Origin of the sequence: Paenibacillus pasadenensis, from assembly GCF_023715725.1 — a bacterium.
Classification (GTDB): Bacteria; Bacillota; Bacilli; order Paenibacillales; family Paenibacillaceae; genus Paenibacillus_O; species Paenibacillus_O pasadenensis_A.
This window is the reverse complement of sequence record NZ_JAMBOT010000004.1, coordinates 453,693-470,250: the sequence shown is the minus strand read 5'-3', so window position 1 is coordinate 470,250 and position 16,558 is coordinate 453,693. Positions and strand designations below refer to the sequence as shown.

At 51.9% G+C, this 16,558-nt stretch carries 9 protein-coding genes and 1 pseudogene; 8 read left to right on the top strand and 2 right to left on the bottom strand.

Annotated features, from left to right (window positions below):
• Positions 1 to 53 precede the first annotated feature (53 nt).
• From M3223_RS13545 to nrdF, 6 genes and pseudogenes are all read left to right on the top strand, one after another.
• Positions 54 to 996: pseudogene (locus tag M3223_RS13545) on the top strand (RNA-guided endonuclease TnpB family protein).
• A gap of 177 nt (positions 997 to 1,173) precedes the next feature.
• On the top strand, positions 1,174 to 4,758 hold the full coding sequence (locus M3223_RS13540) for an S-layer homology domain-containing protein (protein WP_251562239.1): 3,585 nt from the start codon (positions 1,174 to 1,176) through the stop codon (positions 4,756 to 4,758).
• A 271-nt stretch (positions 4,759 to 5,029) separates the two neighbouring features.
• Complete coding sequence (locus M3223_RS13535; protein ID WP_251562237.1) at positions 5,030 to 5,674, top strand: TVP38/TMEM64 family protein; 645 nt, start codon at positions 5,030 to 5,032, stop codon at positions 5,672 to 5,674.
• A gap of 570 nt (positions 5,675 to 6,244) precedes the next feature.
• Entirely contained in the window at positions 6,245 to 6,604 is a 360-nt protein-coding gene (nrdI, locus tag M3223_RS13530; protein WP_251562235.1) for a class Ib ribonucleoside-diphosphate reductase assembly flavoprotein NrdI, read from the top strand.
• Positions 6,591 to 8,675, top strand: a complete 2,085-nt coding sequence (gene nrdE, locus M3223_RS13525; RefSeq protein ID WP_251562234.1) for a class 1b ribonucleoside-diphosphate reductase subunit alpha — start codon at positions 6,591 to 6,593, stop codon at positions 8,673 to 8,675. Before nrdI ends, nrdE begins: the two co-directional genes overlap by 14 nt.
• A gap of 158 nt (positions 8,676 to 8,833) precedes the next feature.
• Positions 8,834 to 9,790, top strand: a complete 957-nt coding sequence (gene nrdF / locus M3223_RS13520; protein ID WP_251562325.1) for a class 1b ribonucleoside-diphosphate reductase subunit beta — start codon at positions 8,834 to 8,836, stop codon at positions 9,788 to 9,790.
• Positions 9,791 to 9,896: 106 nt separating this feature from the next.
• On the opposite strand, the gene M3223_RS13515 is transcribed toward nrdF, so the two are convergent.
• On the bottom strand, positions 9,897 to 13,685 hold the full coding sequence (locus M3223_RS13515; RefSeq protein WP_251562232.1) for a DUF7507 domain-containing protein: 3,789 nt from the start codon (positions 13,683 to 13,685) through the stop codon (positions 9,897 to 9,899).
• A 217-nt stretch (positions 13,686 to 13,902) separates the two neighbouring features.
• Between M3223_RS13515 and M3223_RS13510 the strand changes: the two genes are divergently transcribed.
• Together M3223_RS13510 and M3223_RS13505 are read left to right on the top strand one after the other, a co-directional pair.
• Positions 13,903 to 14,892, top strand: coding sequence for an ABC transporter substrate-binding protein (locus M3223_RS13510; RefSeq protein WP_251562230.1), 990 nt, complete (start codon positions 13,903 to 13,905; stop codon positions 14,890 to 14,892).
• The gene (locus tag M3223_RS13505) at positions 14,873 to 15,895 is read left to right on the top strand and encodes a FecCD family ABC transporter permease (RefSeq protein WP_251562228.1); all 1,023 of its coding nucleotides are present in this window, start codon (positions 14,873 to 14,875) and stop codon (positions 15,893 to 15,895) included. The genes M3223_RS13510 and M3223_RS13505 overlap by 20 nt, the downstream gene beginning before the upstream one ends.
• 87 nt (positions 15,896 to 15,982) lie before the next feature.
• Here the strand turns inward: M3223_RS13505 and M3223_RS13500 are convergent, their stop codons facing one another.
• Complete coding sequence (locus M3223_RS13500; protein ID WP_251562227.1) at positions 15,983 to 16,300, bottom strand: hypothetical protein; 318 nt, start codon at positions 16,298 to 16,300, stop codon at positions 15,983 to 15,985.
• Between the last annotated feature and the right edge of the window lie 258 nt (positions 16,301 to 16,558).

Here is a 16,558-nt window from a genome sequence, read left to right as displayed (position 1 = left end):
CCGAACGTATGTACTATAATTGGGGAAGGCCGCAAACCGGAGGTGATGGTTAAATGGTGCATCACAAGGCGTTTCGCTTTCGCCTCTATCCCACGGAAGAACAACGGACGCTTATCCATAAAACCATCGGCTGCGCCCGCTATGTCTTTAATCACTTCCTTGAAAAGTGGAATCGAACCTACCAAGAATTAGGAAAAGGGCTGACCTATAACACCTGTGCAATAGGACTTCCTCCCCTCAAGCGTCTCTTTTCCTGGCTAAAAGAAGTGGACAGCACTGCTCTGCAATCCAGTGTACGGAACCTGACGGATGCCTTTGCACGGTTTCACCAGAAGCAGAACAAGACCCCTTGTTTTAAATCGAAGCGGAATCCTGTCCAAAGTTATACCACGAGATATACCAACGATAACATTACGATTGAAGGCGACCGTCTGAAGCTGCCTAAGCTAGGATGGGTTCGCTTTGCCAAATCTAGAGAAGTGGAAGGTCGAATTCTTTCAGCCACGATTCGGAAGAATCCAACAGGCACCTACGTTGTCTCGATTCTATGTGAAGTGGAGAGCGAGCCGCTTCCGGAATTGGAAACGGTCATGGGTGTTGACCTGGGTCTCAAATCGTTTGCGGTGTGCAGTAACGGAAACGATCTGCCTGGAAGAGCTGTAAGTAAGTCACTTGATGCAGCATCCCAAGCTGGCCAAGTCCATTGGAGACGCGAGTTGGGCCACGCTTCGTGCCATGCTGACTTATAAAGCGGCTTGGTATGGTCGTCAAATTCAGACCGTGGCAAAAACCTATCCATCGAGCCAGCTTTGCCATGTGTGCGGAAACCGCAATCGCGACGTGAAACAGCTCAGCTTGCGGGAATGGAGTTGTTCCCATTGTGGCACCCATCACGACCGCGATCATAACGCGAGCATGAACATCCGGCAAGAAGGACTACGTTTGTTGGGACATCCCAACTCAACTGCGGGAACCGCAGGGGTCGCTTGCTCCTAAAGAGAAGGTTGCTTCTCTGTTCGCAAGAATCCCCCACCTCTCCAGGTGGCGGGAGTGTTCAATATTACTTTTTGAATTTAATCCTATTAAAGTAAAGGACAATTTCATTGCCATAATAAAGTAGCGATGGTATAACCAAGCAAGGAAGCGAATTTATACATAATAGGCGGGGATTTTGTGAAGAAAACGGGCAATAAAAAATGGATTTCGGCAGGTCTGGCTTTGCTGCTTGCTGTCGGCTCTGGCGGACAAGCAGCTTTTAGCGCAGCCGCTCAATCGAACGGGCAAGGTAACAAGGCCCAGAGCGATGTCAAAGGACATTGGGCAGAAAAACAGCTGCTGGAATGGGAGCAAAAAGGCTGGATTTCCGGTTATGGGGATGGCATGCTTCGCCCTGATCAGCCGGTAAAGCGCAGTGAGTTTGCCGCATTGGTTAACCGCGCTCTTGGTAAATCGGAAGGCTCTGCGACAGCTCTTTCTTTTAAGGATGTTAAAAAAGAAAGCTGGGAGTACAGTACGGTTGCAACGGCTGTATATGCAGGTTACGTGAAAGGGTATAACGACGGAACGTTCCGTCCTGCGGAGAAGGTTTCCCGGCAGGAAGCGGCGGTTATGATTGCGAAGGCAGCAGGCATTGATTCCACGGCTGTAACCGAGCCTTCGTTCAGCGATAAAGCTTCTTTGCCGTCTTGGAGCAAATCTTACGTAGCGGCACTCGCTTCACAAGGCATTCTTGGCGGGTATCCTGACGGCAGCTTCCGTCCGAACGGCCAGCTTACCCGAGCGGAGGCCGTAACGGCAATCGGCAAAGCAGTTGGTTCAGCTTCAAAGGATATGCAGTACAACAAAGCGGGCGTATATGGTCCGGAGACCGGCAGCCAAGTCATTGAAGGCAGCGTAAAGGTCGGTACGGCCGAGGTGACACTGAAGAACCTCATTATCAAAGGGGATCTTGTGCTTGAGGAAGAAATTGCCGAGGGCGACGCCTTTTTTAATGGGATTAAAGTAGAAGGGAAAACAATCATTCGCGGCGGCGGCATTCACTCCATTCATTTTAAAGACAGCCAGTTGAGCAGCGTCTTTTTGGAGAAAAAGGGTTCCCCGGTTCGCTTGTCCGTGGAAGGGAGCAGCGTCCTTGAATCGGTAACCGTAAGTGAGGATTCTACAGATTCTGTCGTAGCCTTGGATTTCGGCAGCCGAATCGACACGCTGACGCTGAACGGGAAAACCTTTGTGACAGGCCAAGGTACAGTGGGAGAAGCTATTGTCGGTCATAAAGCTTCTGATTCTGTTTTTGAAAAGGAGCCAGGCTCCAAGAAATTGCAGCCTGCGCCGACAATGTCTCCAAGCCCGACTCCGGTTGCGGGCGGCGGAGGGGGCTTTTTCCCTGGATTCCCGGGCAATCCGACTTCAACACCGAGCCCTACTCCAACACCTGCGGTTGAAGCGGCTATTACGGGAATTTCTGTTGGCGGGTATCCTTTAACAGCTTTCTTTCCTAAATCGGACAAGCTTGGCTTCGATCCTGAAGTGTACGAATATGATGTCGTTCTGCCGCTTAATTACGTTGCAGGCGATATGGACATTACCGTTACATCCAATCGGCCGGATGTTAACGTCTTTGTAACGGTTTGGGATGAGTACGGAGACAATCTGATCAAAAATGTGAAGCTGGACGCAAACGGGAAAGTACGTTACCCTCAGCAAGCTCGCCAGGAAAGCGAAATTTACGTAAGCCAGTTTTCACAGAGCGGCGAATTTGAAAGAGGATATTCCGTACGTGTTCTGTACGAGTGGACGCTTGCGGAAAAAACAAAAGTATTTTCTAGCGGAGAACTGCTTGTGGATGGAACGGGCATTAAGTCGGGTGATACACTGCGGGTGTATACGACTGAACAAGGAGCTCCTCCGGTTAAGTCCGTTGTTCAATCTTCTGATGACAGCAACATCTCTGTTCCAGAGATCGATCTAATCAAGTTGTTTGCATCCAGCAAACAAACCGGAACCGTATGGGTCACTCTGCAAAAGAATGGCCTGCCAGAAGGAGAACGCCATAAAGTCGCCTATGATTTCCGGGAGCTAACGGACTTGAACGGCAGCGTCAAAGCTAGGGTATTGAGCAAAGAGGAGCTCGGAGATTATGCAACCTATGCTGTAAAGCTGGAGGTAGATCCTCAGTCTCCTCTGCCTGCCGGGGCGGTATTTGCGCGTGCGATCTGGTACCACTCCAATCCAGATCAAATAAGCCAGCCGGTGGAGAATGCTAAAGTTAAAGCATCGTATTCTTCGCGTTTAACAAAGCTGCAAGGCACGCGCACCGAGATATCGGATTATTTTGGTTATGACCGTGAAAGAGATTTTAAATTGTATCCTGTCGTATATTATTACGATACAGACAAACAGCCAATCGGCTTTGATGTACTGCCGGTAGACGTCAAGGTTTACGTCACTCCGCAGCTTGTCGAGAGACTGATTGCGGAGCTTCCTGCCGAGTTAACAGTGAACGATTATCCGAAGTTGGAGCTGCTTCAGAGGCTGTATGGAGCGCTTAGCCCAGAGGAACAGGCTAAAGTCTCCAATTACAATGTAGTGCAGCAAGGCATGGAAACAATGAAGAAGCTTCCAGCAGTAGAGGAGCAAGCCAAGCAGCTGAAATCTCTATCTTTAACGGGAACCGAATTGAACGAGCCGTTTAATCCAAAAACCAAGCAATACTTCTCACCCAGCTTGTTTGGCACCAATCAGATTGAGGCTGTGCTTGATTATGACAGCAATCTGTCGGAAGTGTATGCCTTTGTGGAAGGCTCTGAGATGGACGATTTTGTACCTGTTCAAGGAAATAAGTTCACGGCTACACTTGGGCCGCAAGATCATCAAAATATTGTATTTAAAGTTAAGTCCAAAACGACAGGCCAATTTGAGATGTATTCGGTTTTGATTCGGAAGCAGCTTCAAGTTCGTTTAACGCCAATAGGGGGAACGGCAAACGCTCTCTCTAAGGCAATAACGCTTCATGTTTACGGCTCTCAAAATGATGAGCTCGCCTATGACATCGTAGCCGGAAATTCATATCCGGGCGGACCGGGAATGCCTGGCATTTCATTTGATGCTCCATTCAAATTTCCAATCAACGAATCTAAAGTGGGAAGCATATGGATTTCTCTGGAGTTTAAAGAAGTAGGAGTGATAAGCAAACGGATAGAGTATAAATATGATTTTACTCCTTTGCAGGAAGTCATCGCTGCCGATGCCGTTTCTACGACTTCATTGGACCTTGAGCTTGCGTTACTTCAAGACTGGAGCTACCAGGCTGTTTTTTCCTACACCGCTTTTCGGGCCAATCCCGAGAACCTACCTGCCGAAGTGCGGTACGTGTCAGGCGTAATCTCTACAATGCAGCAAGCTCCGACGGTTCAAGACGCCCGGCAGCAAATGGGTTATTTCGTTGCTTCGGGAAAAGAGATTTTACGTTCTATGTCCAACTCATTTGTACCAAAGAATCAAACCGGCATCCTTTACCTGTATGATGCCTTCTACAACTCAATTGGCTATATTAACTTCGATTATCAGACAGTCCCAAGCGCTACGCCTAAAATGACCGTTAAGCTCATCGAGCAGCTTGATCTGAACGCTCCTCAGGATCAGCTTAAAATCAACATCGAGCGCGCCAGAGCCGCTTACGAGCTGCTGAGCACTGAGCAAAAAGCTCAGGTAACCAATTACAATCTTTTGGTGCTGGCAGAGTCACAACTGCTGCCCTAACCGCATTCCAACAGCCGTCCGTTCACCCGGACGGCTGTTTTTTTCTAACCATGCACTTCTTGATGATTACTATTTCAGTTTTGAATCGTCTAACAAATGGAATGTAATAACAACGGAGCCGATTGCAAGTCCGACAATGCAACAGCGCTAGCTGTCCGTCCCCATTCACCAAGGAATAAAATAGAAATAAATGACTTTGTTCCGAGCTTGCCGAATATAGTAAGATGGTCAAGCGGACTGAGGTCCGCTGTTAAGAGAGGAGGCCCTGGTTGTGTTTGATCGAATAAACGTGTGGATCGATGCGCTGGTGGTGGCGAGCGGCTTGGCAGGCCCGTCCATTCTGCTGCTCACGATTCCGCTCGCGATAGTTCAGGGGCTGTTCGGCGTTTTTCCATTTGCGACGATAATTCTCATTCATATAACGACTCTTGGCGTTGCCGGAGGACTGATGGCCAGCTGGCTGGCAGGCACGGTGGCCGCGCTTGGCGTGTACTTGCTGTTCCGGTATTTTTTCAACGGCAAGGTGGAGCGGTACTTTCAAGCAAAGATGAGCCGGTATGAGCGCTACCAGTCGGCGCTGGATCAATACGGAGGCTGGACGGTCATTCTGCTGCGGACGATTCCAATTATGCCGAACAACCTGATTTCCTTTATGTCCGCGGTGGCGCCGGTCCGCTTCATCCCGTATTTTTGGTCGTCTCTCGTCGGCAACCTATCCCATATATGGATGTTTGGCATTCTTAGCGCTTCCATTATCTTTCCCGGAATGGACCTGCGGATTCTCATTGTGTCGTATGCCGTCTTCCTCGTTGTTCTGGGGCTGGTATTTGGGGTTTCTCGCGCTGCAAAGGCCTACCGAACTCGAAAAAAATTGTCTACTGCCGAAAAAAATCCATCCACAAATGTGCCGCTTTAGTGCTGTGGATAAACTATGGACAAAGCGTAAAGAGCCCGGAAAACGGGCTCTTTTTTTCTTATTCACAGCTGTGTGTAAGTGGGTCGGTTTCACTTCCCGGGGTAGGGGGTAATACAGGTGCATCAGCTTGACAACCACAACATATTGAGGTAAATTTAACTCCTAGCCTCTACATATGGGAATTACAAGCATGAACTGATCAAGCTGTCAAGCCCCAAAATATACAACATGACGACCGGGACAAGCCGTTCGGAACTCAGCTTTGGCTGTCGGGTTCGACACATCCCGGGCATGCGGTTCGCCGCAGTTTCAGCCCTTTTGACTCTGGTATGAGGCGGAGCGAAGAGCGCCTGCGGAACGCCTGCAACATAACTTAAGGAAAGCCTGATGGAGCCACCGGAACAGAGAGACGACTCCAGACGGGTTTGTTTTTTGCTGTTCTTCTGAACCGTATTCGCGTTTCTTCGACGGAGTGCGGTGCGCAGAGCTAACAGCTATGACCTACTAGATCTAGTGTCGGGGATTCACCGGCATAAAGCATTCTAACCTATAGAAAAGGAGTGGACCGCTGTGCTGATCGCCTATACGTCCCGTACCGGGAATGTGCGCAAATTCGTGAGCAAGCTCGGGCTGCCCGCCGTTCAGATTAACGAATCGACGACGGTCGAGGAGCCTTTTGTGCTGATTACTTACACGACGGGTTTTGGAGATGTGCCGCCTGGCGTAGAGTCGTTCCTGGAGAAAAACGGGGACTATCTGCGAGGCGTATCGGCCAGCGGCAACCGCAACTGGGGAACCTGCTTCGCCGGCAGCGCTGACAAAGTATCGGAGCGGTACGAGGTACCGGTTATTTGCAAATTCGAGCTGTCGGGAACGGCGCGAGATGTTGAACAATTCAAGCGGGAGGTGCAGCCACTTGCGGCATATTGAGCTTAACAACGAAATTATGAAACGCGGTGCGGACGGATTTTTCAAGCTGGAGAAGGACCGGGAGGCCGTTGCGGCCTTTATGGAAGAAGCACGCGCCAAAAGTCCTGTATTCGGCAGCCATAAAGAAAAGATTGATTATCTGATCGAGAACGACTACTACGAGGATATGTACAAGCTCTACTCGGAGACGGATGCGGTAGCCGTATTCGAGCTGGCGCACAGCCTGGAGTTTGAATTCCCTTCCTATATGGCGGCATCCAAGTTCTACACGGACTACGCGATGCGCAGCAACGACCGCAGCCAATACCTGGAGCATTACCCGGACCGCGTAGCGGTAACGGCGCTGCATCTCGGACGCGGCGACGCGGAGCTGGCCAAGGCACTGGCCGTTTCCATGATGGAGCAGCGCCTGCAGCCGGCGACGCCGACCTTCCTTAACGCCGGCAAAAGCCGCCGGGGCGAGATGGTCAGTTGTTTCCTGCTGGAGATGGACGATTCGCTCAACTCCATCAACTACAACCTGTCAACCTGCATGCAGCTGTCCAAAATCGGCGGCGGCGTTGCGGTCAACCTGAGCAAGCTGCGCGGGCGCGGCGAGCCGATCAAAGGCGTCGAAGGCGCGGCCAAAGGCATTATGCCGGTGCTTAAGCTGATGGAGGACGCGTTCTCCTATGCCGACCAGATGGGCCAGCGCAAAGGCTCCGGAGCGGCTTACTATAACATTTTTGGCTGGGATATTATGGAGTTCCTCGACAGCAAAAAGATCAACGCCGACGAGAAAACCCGCCTGAAGACGCTGTCGATCGGCCTGATTGTGCCGAACCGCTTCTACAAGCTGGCTCAGGACAACCAGCCGCTGCATGTGTTCGCTCCATATTCCGTTTTCAAAGCATACGGAACTCATCTGGACGATATGGACCTCGACGAGATGTACGACGAGCTGATGAGCAATCCGGCCGTCAAGAAAAAGCTCGTTATGGGCGCGCGCGACATGCTGATCAAAATCGCCACGATTCAGCTTGAATCCGGCTATCCATACATTATGAACAAAAGCAACGCCAACCGCTTCCACGCGCTGAAGGACATCGGCTCCATCAAAATGTCTAACCTGTGCACGGAAATCTACCAGCTGCAGGAGACGTCGGAAATCGGCGATTTCGGCGAGGCGGACACAATCCGCCGCGACATCAGCTGCAATCTGGCTTCGCTTAACATCGCGAATGTCATGAAACACGGCAAAATCCGCGAGACGGTGCATGAGGGCATCGCCGGACTGACCTCCGTCAGCGATATGACGCGTGTATCCAACGCGCCTGGCGTCGTTAAAGCGAATGAAGAGATGCATTCCGTCGGACTCGGCGCGATGAACCTGCACGGTTATTTAGCGAAGATGAAGATCGCCTATGAAAGCCCGGAAGCGCGCGATTTTGTCCGTACGTTCTTCATGATGTTGAACTTCTACTCGCTGGACAAAAGCTCCGACATCGCGGCAGAGAAAAACCAGCGCTTCCGCGACTACGACCGCTCCGAGTACGCAAAGGGAACCTACTTCGACCGCTACCTGGAAAACGACTACCGTCCCGCGACGGATCGCGTGAAAGAGCTGTTTGAAGGCATGTACATCCCGTCGCCTCAGGATTGGGCTCAGTTGAAGGAGAAGGTGGCGCGCAACGGTCTGTACCACGCCTACCGTCTGGCGATTGCGCCGACGCAAAGCATCTCGTATGTGCAAAACGCCACTTCCAGCGTGATGCCGATCGTAGAGCCAATCGAGACCCGTACCTACGCAAACTCGACGACCTACTATCCAATGCCGTTTCTTTCGCAGGACAACTTCTTCTATTATAAGTCCGCCTATGCGATGGATCAGTTCAAGGTCATTGACCTGATCGCCGAGATTCAGGAGCATGTCGACCAGGGAATTTCGGCCGTGCTTCACGTTAACAGCAGCGTAACAACGCGCGAGCTTGCCCGGTACTACCTGTATGCTGCACACAAAGGGCTTAAATCCCTTTACTATACACGCACGAACCGCCTTGGCGTAGAAGAGTGCGTAAGCTGCGCGGTGTAATTCTGCCCGCCGCTGTTAAGGAGCCGCATCATACGCGGCTCTTGCCATGCGGAATTTCCGCGTGTTAAAGATAAGGAGGAACCTCACCCATGAAACCGATCGATCTCGCCACGCCGGAAGCCCCGGCCTCTGGCTCCGCCGCCCCGGCGGCAGCGCCGCTGCGCGCCGTCAACTGGAACCGTCCTGACGACGATTTCACGGCAACGTTTTGGAGCCAGAATCTGATGCAGTTCTGGACCGACGAGGAAATTCCGCTGTCGGACGACAAGATGAGCTGGATGTACCTGAACGATCAAGAGCGCGACACCTACATGAAGGTACTCGGCGGACTGACGTTGCTGGACACGGTTCAGGGCGGCGTCGGAATGCCGAGTCTGACGGAGCATGTGGAAGGGCTGCAGCGCAAGGCGGTGCTCGGCTTCATGGGCATGATGGAGCAGATTCACGCCAAATCGTACAGCAGCATTTTCACAACGCTGGCTTCCACGGAAGAGATCGACGCGGTATTCAAATGGGTGGAGCTGCATCCGCTGCTCCAGAAGAAGGCTTCGGTTATTTCCGGCTACTACCGGAATATTCAGTCGCCCCGGGATCTCTACATGGCGATGGCCGCTTCCGTTTTGCTGGAAAGCTATCTGTTCTACAGCGGCTTTTTCTACCCGCTCTATTTGGCCGGACAGGGCAAAATGACAAGCAGCGGCGAGATCATCGACCTGATTCTGCGCGACGAAAGCATTCACGGCTTGTATGTCGGCGTGCTGGCTCAGGAGGTTCATGCCTCGCTCAGCGCCCAGGAGCAGTCGGAGACGCTGCAGGAGCTGAACGAGCTGCTCCTGAAGCTACATGCCAACGAGGAGCTGTATACGGACGAGCTGTATACGCCCATCGGCTTGCAGGAAGAGGTCAAAAAGTTCGTTCGTTATAACGCGAACAAAGCGATGATGAATCTGGGTCTGGAGCCGGTGTTCGAGGAAGAGGACGTCAATCCAATCGTTTTCAACGGCATCAGCACACGCACGAAGCAGCATGACTTTTTCTCCAAAAAAGGCAACGGTTATGTCCGCACACTGAACGTAGAGCCGCTGCGTGATGAGGATTTTACATTTGAATTTTAACAACAAACACCCCGTAAAGGCTGGAGATTCTCTCCTTGCCTGAACGGGGTGTTTTTTCATGCCTATTCTATAGTCAATAATGGTTACCCTGCACGAAATTTACGATCTATTCTTCATGCTCCTCGATGGTCACCTGCACCGGATTGGAAGGGGAGACGCTTGGAACGAGCGTGCCGTCCGGGAGCACAAAGCTGTACCCGACCGTTGCCGTATTAAAAACGACCGGATTGACCGGAGCAAATATGGCTAACGCACGGAACCGGATTGTAGCCGATCCGCGGCCTGGAATTGTGCCGACCGGAATCTGGTTCAAGGTCGTCGAGCTCGGCAGCGATGTTCCATTTACGGCAATGCTGCCTTGCACTAGCCGGAGGCCGTTTGGCAGGTCATCCGAAAGAACCACGTTCCGAATCTCGGTCACATTAGGATTGAACACAGTCAGCGTAAATGTAATCGTATTGCCGACAGCAACACTGGAGGCGCTGGCCTGTTTAGTCAGCGTTGCAAGAGCGAGCACTGGCACCGTAACCGGATTAGTCATGTTCATTTCGGTGAACGTGCGCCCGTTTGGCAAAATATACATCAGTGAGAGCTGACCCTGGTTAACCAGTACGCCGGTAGGTGGATAGGAGACGACTAGTAGCTTGAAGGTGATGATAGCTGTTGTATTCGCTTCGACTGTTCCGATGAAAGCGCCCGTTAACATGTTGACGCCGGGGACAGGAACACCGTTCAACTGCAGACTGTTTTCCAAAAATACGGACCCTTCAGGCAGTAAGTCGAACCACGTAACGTTGACGTTCAGGTCGCTGGCATTCGTAATCGTCGTTGTATAGTGGATTTCCTGTCCGACAAAGGCAAACGGCTCTTGCGCGCTTTTGGTTGCGGTTGTATTCGGAATGTAGACGGTCACGACGACAAGATTGGATAGCGACGCTAGCGGCGTGCCGTTCTGAGTGAAGGTGACCGTAATGACGTCGTTTATATCATAGGATGGAGCGGGCAGCGGCAAAATTAACTCCTGATAAGTCAATACGACAACCTGGCCAGGCGCAAGGTTGCCAAGGCTGACTCCGGCATTAATATCTCCTGCGGAAGGTACGCCGTCAATCGTCAGGCTCCCCGGCACAAAGGACATGCCAGGAGTGGAGCTATCGGTAGCGACGGCATTCGCTGCTACCCCTGCGGAAACATTCGTAATCGTGACGGTATAAGTGACGATATCTCCGACAAGACCGTACGGCTCGGATGCGGATTTCACGACGCTCAGCAGAGGACTCGTTTCCAAAATCCGCACGATATTGGATAACGACGAGCCGTTGCCGATCGCCCCGGAAGGCGATTGGAACGTAAAGGATGCCGACGCCTGGTTATCGAAAAAGCCGCTTGGCGGCGAGCTCGTCAGCAGCACGTCGTAGGAAACAAGGACAGAACCGCCCGGAGCTACCGATCCGATAAAAATGCCGGCAACGGGATCAGCGGCCGGTGTCAAAGTGCCGTCGATTCGGACCGTACCCGGAACAAAGCTGCTGAAGGCATTGAGCGGATCTGTCAACGTCACATTGGCTGCGAGATTGCCAGTATTGGTAACGGTGACAGAGTAGTTCACCGTATCCCCGACCGAAGCGACCGCTACGGAAGCGCGTTTGACGAGTCCAATGACGGGCTGAAGCACAGTCACGCCCCCAGGATCGGACGGAGTCGTTATTGGATTGCCAATAAAATCATAGCTGAGTGAAGCTACGTTATTCACAACCGGGTCTTCAGGCACGGAAACGATCTGTACCTGGAAGGCAACTGTAACCGACTGGCCTACCAGCAGCGTGCCAAGTGGAATTCCCGCCTGCGGATCGGCCGCAGGACTTGGTACGCCGTTAATGGTGACGGATGCGGGCACAAACGCAAAAGCGGCTGGAATCATGTCCGTAAGCACGGCGTTAAATACGGCTGCGATACTATTGTTTGTGGCGGTAACGGTGTAGGTGATGGTATCTCCGACAATTCCGCTATTCGGGCTGCCGACTTTAATAATTTCCACATCGGGATCATCAGGCGGCGATCCGATAGGAATGATGACTTGATTGGATGGAACGGAGCCTTCCAGCATCCGGCCGTCAGGAGGCATGTAATTATAATCGATTGTTGACTGGTTAACGAGATTGCCTCCCGGCGGATTGGACGTGACGAGCACTTGAAAGGTTACGACTACCGCCGTTCCCGGGTCGATTGTTCCGACAGGAATGCCGGTTGCCGGATTCAAAGCCGGCTGCGGTACTCCTGCGACCGTCACGCTTCCGGCAATAAAGTCTGCTCCCGCGGGCAGCGGATCGGTAATAACGGCGTTTGTCACGCTAATATTGCCGCTATTCATGGCCGTCAACGTATAAGTGACCGTATCGCCAAGGAACGCGACCGCAGTGTCAGCGCTTTTTGGCAGAGCGATGATTGGCTGATAGATCGGAATTTGAATATTGTTGGAAGGAACGAAGGTTGAAATCACTGGCGATTCAGGAGTTGGCAGATACGAATAAGCGACTCGGCCCTGATCGTCCAAGGTCCCATTGAACGGAATTGCGGTCACCTGATATTGAAACGTAATGACGGCGGAAGCACCCGGAGTTAACGTGCCGACGGTAATGCCGAGTGCCGGATCCCCTCCGGGAACAGGGACGCTGTTGAGCGTTACGCTTCCAGGGACAAACAGTGAAGCGGTTTCATCGATATCGTCGGTAACCTGTACGTCCGTCACATCGACAATGCCTATATTTTGCACGGTCAGCGTATACGTGATGATATCTCCGACGACGGCATCGGTAGCCGTGGTTGTTTTAGCAATCGTTACGACCGGAGTTTCAATATCGATTTGGAGACCGACCGAGTCGACCAAATATCCGTCGCCGCTTGTCGTCAGACGCAGAATGGCGGATGTCTGTGCATTGTTCAGCGTACCGGCGATGCTGACATTGGTCACATCGTAACCTTGCCGTCCGCCTACGATATTGGAACCTGGGGTGCCGTTAATTTGATTGCGCGTGCCGAATGTTCCGGACGTATCGAGCATGCCCGCATCGTCATTGATCTGGGACGCAAAAAAGTTGTTGGAAAAGTTGTTTGGACCAAATAACGCCGTCAATGTGCCGACGGTAGGGCCAAATAAGGCCATGTCGCCGGTTTTGTTGGCGTCGCCCTCTTGGGCGCTGATCAGCTCGCGGCCGTCAACCGTCCCCTGGAACGGAGTGGCGAACCCGGTAATAACATTGTCCACCGGTCCCGATGTGGCAAGTATCACGTTGGCTCCGACACGAATGGACAGATTGCGCAGCGGCAAAGCAGCGTTCGCATATACAACGGCTAGTGTCCACATCGCGTGATTGGAGGTTGGGTCGGGAATAACAATTGTGCCGACGACGCCTCCGGTTGTGTACGTGCCCGCCCCGGATCCGCTGACGATGCTTGTTACATCTGCGGAGCGGACATAGGCATAGCCGGGCGGGGAGGGAGGCGCGTTGGACAGCAGCACCTCAAAGCTGGTCGCCGGATCGGGCGCAACGCTAAATGTTCCGGTCGGGGTGACGAAGCTGACGGAGTTGTCAATAAATGCGCTTAAATCAACACCCCCGTTGATGTAGGTGCCGCCCCAGATCAGCTCCGCATAAAGCACATTGCTTCCGGGCGGCAGCGTAAGCACGGCGGAGGAGCTGTTTTGCGTAAAATTCATTGTCGTGCCGGGCGGATATGCGCCGTATGTCAAGCTCGTATCCGTAGTGACAAAAGCACCGATACTGTCGACGGTTCCAGGTACGCCGACCGTATCGGAGCGGCTTAATCCAAGCGTATTTCCCGTGTACGTGATGGCACCGTTACTGTTAAGTAAGAAACGGTTAACAAATGGCATTTCAGCCATCCTTTCTCGCCGCAGCTTGCCGGCTCATCACATACACATATGCTCGGGAAAACGCACTTTATGAATGGACAACTTGCAATAAGACAGCGTAAATCACGAACCATTTTTTCCTAATTAGCTCTAACGAGTCATGCGCCTCAGCAGCGGGATAAGCGAGAATAGTAAAGCGGTCCGTTGCACTCAAACGATCTAAAAGGCGGTTATTGCAGTGACATCTTTAGAAAAGTGGAAGTTGGCCGTTGTAGGTCTGTTAGTCAGTGTGTTGCTCTCTGCCTGTTCCTCTGCTGAAACGAATTTTTCGGTAAATAAGGCTTCCGGCGATTTTCCAGAGCCAGCGGCCGGAGTACCGTTTCTTACGTTCCGGGACGCTGCGAATGAAGAAATTAAGCTTCTGTCCAAACCGGAAAAAATCGTCGTGTTAAATACAGAAGCGCTCCCGTTGTTTTATCAGCTTGGCGGAAAGGCGGCCGGGGTGGCCACAGCGGCTGGAACCGTAATGCCAAAGGGGGCTGAAACAGCCGAACAGGTAGGAGAAATTCAAGCGGTAAGTCTGGAGAAAATCATTTCTCTCAAACCTGATCTGGTTATCGGCCAGTCCTTTTTTCACGCCGGACTTAGAGAACCGCTGGGCGAGAGCGGAATTCCTCTTGCGTTAACCAAGATAGACAACTATGACAAAGTCATGAAGGCAGCGGTGCTGTTTGGCCGATTGCTCGGTAAGGAGCAGGAGGCGGAGAAAGCCGTGAAAGAAACGGAAGCTCGAATTAAAGCTATAGTGGACAAGGCGCCCGGCGAAGGGCCTTCGTTTGCGGCGATTACGATTATGCCCATGGGAGTGTCGATCCAGAAGAGCGGGACATTAACCCTGGATATAGCCGGCCGGCTGAAGCTCAGGAATATAGCGGATCAGATGCCGGAGGGCGATTTTCCAGGCTCTGTGCCGTACAGCATTGAGTCCTTGATTGCAGCCGATCCGGATTATTTGTTTCTTGTGGTTCATGGTACGGAGGAGGCGGGACGGAAAAAGCTGAAGGAGGATATGGAGAGCAATCCGGCCTGGTCCTCGCTTCGCGCCGTCAAGAACGGCAAGCTGGCGTTTTTACCCTCTGAATTTGTCAATAATCCGGGTTTGGAGCTGGATCGCCCATTTTTCTATTTAGCCCGATTGGTGTATCCTGATGCTTTCAAAGGCGAGTAACCGAAGGCTGCCCTCCAAGCGCTCCCGCGCCTACGCTCTTATGGCGGTTTTCCTGCTCGCAGCTGCTGGCGTCATCTTCAGCTTAGTTCAAGGGGCAGTTAAAGTAAGCTTGCCGGAAATTATCGGTGTGTTCAGCGGTTCGGAAACAGGCGGCATGAGGGATATTATTTGGAATGTGCGGTTTCCAAGAACGTTAGTTGCAGCGATTGTCGGCATTCATCTGGCGCTGGCCGGGGCGCTGTTGCAGAGCGTCATGAAAAATCCGATGGCGGACCCTCACATTATCGGGGTATCCTCCGGCGCCGGCTTGTTTGGAATCGCGCTTATTGTCGTGTTCCCTGCATACCAGTATTTGATGACTCCCGCCGCATTTGTAGGGGCGCTTGGAGCAGCCGTACTGGTCTATGTATTGGCCTGGCAAAACGGAATAAGACCGGTCCGGCTCATTTTAGCCGGAGTGGCTGTTTCAGCCTTTTTCGGTTCGGGCATTTCAACGATGCTGGTGTTTTACAGCGACCGTGTGGACGGAGCTTTGTTGTTTCTCGTAGGCGGATTATCCGCAAAAACCTGGCCGCATTTTCAGCAGCTTTTGCCTTATACGCTGGTGGGCGTCACGGGGGCATTGCTTTGTGCCGGAAGGCTCAACATTCTTGCTTTGGATGAGCAAAATGCAAAAGGCCTTGGTCTTAACGTGGAGAGAACAAGAATGCTCGTCATTGCGGTGGCCGCGTTATTATCCGCCAGTGCAGTGAGCGTCGTCGGGCTGCTCGGATTTGTCGGCATGATCGTGCCGCATGTGACCCGCTTTCTGTTTGGCAACGATTATCGGCTGCTGCTGCCCGCCGCCGCTTTAACCGGCGTTGCCGTCATGACCTTTTTTGATACGCTGTCCAGAATTGTTTTTGCGCCGATTGAGCTGCCTGTTGGTATTATGATGGGGGCAATAGGCGCGCCGTTTTTTGTCTATTTGTTGAGAAAAAAGGGCTCGCAGGTTAACGGATAACGCATCATGGTTGCCCCGCATCGGAATAAGAAGAAAGAAGCTTCCAAGCTCACTTGAAGTGAATTTGGAAGCTTTTATTTTACCGGCCTATTTCAATTCGATAATTTCGTTGATGTTTTTGATTTTCAGCGCTTCGGCAATAGAGCTTAGATGATAGATGTTGAGCGTGCCGCGCTGCAGGTGGCAAATTTCCGTAATGACGTTGGGGCGGACGCCTGCCAGACGGGCAAGAGCGCCTTTAGTCAGCGGTTTGTACAGCCGTTTGGCATCGCTGCTGAGCTCAGCATAAGAACGGATGGGAAGAAGCGTATTCGTCGATTCGTCAATGAAATACTGGCGAATCAGCGTTTCCAGGTTGCTTTGGATGCGGTGAGTGGCTTTATCGTAGGTGCTTGTTGTACTCATTGCAATCTCCCTTTCCTTTATATGTAAGTCCAATGACCTAGTTGTTTGTTATATCGGAAAAATTTCGGGAGAATTGTACTAGTTTTATCATCATTTTTTAATTTTCTTTCGCTAAAACGATTTTTATTTCTTCTGAAAGCGGATATCAAAAGGCTGGAGCCCTTCCGCGAAGTGCGGTGAGAGGCCCCAGCCTTATTGTTGATAGCCGTGTAAATTCCTTTCGAACTAAACGATATGCAAGTGTTATGGGTCAGAAGT

Coding starts and splice junctions, on each gene's coding strand:
- M3223_RS13515 (WP_251562232.1), bottom strand. CDS start 13,685: ATGCCATTTGTTAACCGTTTCTTACTTAACAGTAACGGTGCCATCACG.
- M3223_RS13505 (WP_251562228.1), top strand. CDS start 14,873: ATGCTTTCAAAGGCGAGTAACCGAAGGCTGCCCTCCAAGCGCTCCCGC.
- M3223_RS13500 (WP_251562227.1), bottom strand. CDS start 16,300: ATGAGTACAACAAGCACCTACGATAAAGCCACTCACCGCATCCAAAGC.